1 protein-coding gene is annotated in these 2,112 nt (G+C 47.2%); it reads left to right on the plus strand.

The window, feature by feature from the left end; all coding sequences use genetic code 11:
* The coding region (locus ACFIJ0_RS06015) for a DUF637 domain-containing protein (protein ID WP_375644138.1) at nt 1-2,112 on the plus strand (2,112 nt) is incomplete at both ends.

Raw genomic sequence — 2,112 nt, forward strand, 5'->3', positions numbered from 1 at the left:
TTTGACGGCTCCAAACCACTGATTAGTGATGATCGATTGGACGGCATTATCAATGGTTTGAAAGGGCACAAAGGGCTTTTTGCACCGAGCATCCAAACACCAGCACCAGAATCCATACAGGTGCCAACGCAAGACGGGCTTAGCTCTGTCCAGACAGAACTGGCTCAGACCCAATCACCGGATGTGCCGTTTTTAGTTGAGACGCGTCCAGATTTTATCAACCCAAGTAAATTTTTAGGATCGGACTATTACTTAAAAAAGATTGGCAATTATAAGCCTGAGAACGTGTTTAAAAGATTGGGGGATGCTTATTTTGAATATCGTCTGGTCGGTGAGCAAATCTTTGAGCTGACAGGCAATCGCACTCTTCTTGACGGTGAAGATCCTAATGCTCAAATGCAAAGGCTTTATGACAATGCTGTGGAGCAGCAAGGTTCTTTGAGGTTAGAGCTAGGCAAGCCATTAACGTCCCAGCAGGTTGCTGGAATCAAAAAGGATATGATCTGGCTTGAGACCCACCTTGTCGACGGACAAGAGGTCTTAGTGCCTCACGTTTATTTGGCACCAAATTCTTCTTTAGCACAAGATGTTTATGGGGCAAAAACACAGCAAGGAAACCTTGCCAGTGCACGTTTGAAAGGCAATGGCGTTACTATAGAGACGGACCGTTTTACCAATAGTGGCACCATCTTGAGTGAGGGTGCACTGCACGTTTCGACCACGCAAACGTTGTTCAATAATGGTGGTTTTTTGCTTGGCAGCGGTGCTGTAGATCTGAGCAGCCAAGGGCTTTTAGCCAATTCGTCAGGGAGTATTCTGGGGGATATCATCACCCTCAATGCTGAGACAATCATTGATGGTAGCGCCAAAATCCGTGACACGAATGAATATGGTTTTGTTGATCGGAGCGCGCAGCAGGCTCAAATCATTTCTATACAGGATTTAAACATTCACTCCCTTGGCGATTTAAGCATGAGCGGTGGGCAATGGAGCAGTGGTGGATCAACGACGGTGATTGTCGGTGGTTCTGCTACGTTTGGTTCATTAGTGCTAGAGAGTGATCATAAGGAAACATTGGAAAAAGGGAATTATAGCGCCCAAAGCAGTGAGCACCGTTTGGCAGAAGTCAACAGTGATGGAGATTTGACCATTGTCACAGGCGGTGAACTTAATCTTGAGGGAAAGTTTAAAGCCAAGGGCAATGGGGATTTCACCAGTGGTGGCGCTCTCAACGCGATTTCAGAGCAAGATTTTAACAGTTTTGATTTGGATCTTAGAGGCAAAGAAGGCGACAAATCGAAACAAAAAAATAAGTTTCGTCAACAATCAACTGAAGTCACCACTAACAAAACCACGATAGAAACAGAGGGCAACCTCTCCATGCATGCGCAAAATGGGGATCTCACGCTTGATGCCATAGGGGCAAAAAGTGGTGGCGAGATGCATTTGGCATCAGATAAGGGGAAGATCAAGTTTCTCACCAACAAGGATCAAGATTTTAAGGATGTTTATCAGCGTAATGAAAGCCTTGTGTGGTGGAGTGAGGGTGACAAAGGTTACCTTAAGGAGACCATCGAGCATGTCACCATAGATGCTAAGGGTGGCATGAAGCTTGATGCAGGCAATGGCTTTGTTGTTGAGTATGAGGCAACCGGTGATTTAGACAAATCCCTTGAGCAATTGTCACACTCTCCAGGCATGGCATGGATTAAGCAACTGCGTGATGATCCAGAATTATCCAAGCAAGTGGATTGGCAAGCAGTGAAGGCTGAGTTTAAAGACTGGGATTATAAAGCCCAAGGATTGACAGAAGCCGGTGCAGCTCTCGTGGCATTGGCAGTCACGGCGGTGACGGGCGGTGCAGCCTCGAGCGCTGCCGGCGCCATTACCGGAGTTTTGGGGCTTGGCTCGAGCACCGCCATGAATGCAGCGATACAGGCAGGTGTGCAAGCACTGATTAACAAAAGCGCTGTGGCTCTTGTCAATAATCGCGGCAATATTGCCGGCGCCTTGCATGAGCTTGGCTCTTCCAAGAATGTTCTCAGCATTGTCTCGTCGATGTTAACGGCGGGCTTAACCAGCCAAATAACGCAAATGGCTGGTGTTGGACAA

The sequence above is a fragment of the Bartonella sp. OC68QHHN genome, assembly GCF_042193875.1.
Taxonomy (GTDB): domain Bacteria; phylum Pseudomonadota; class Alphaproteobacteria; order Rhizobiales; family Rhizobiaceae; genus Bartonella; species Bartonella grahamii_A.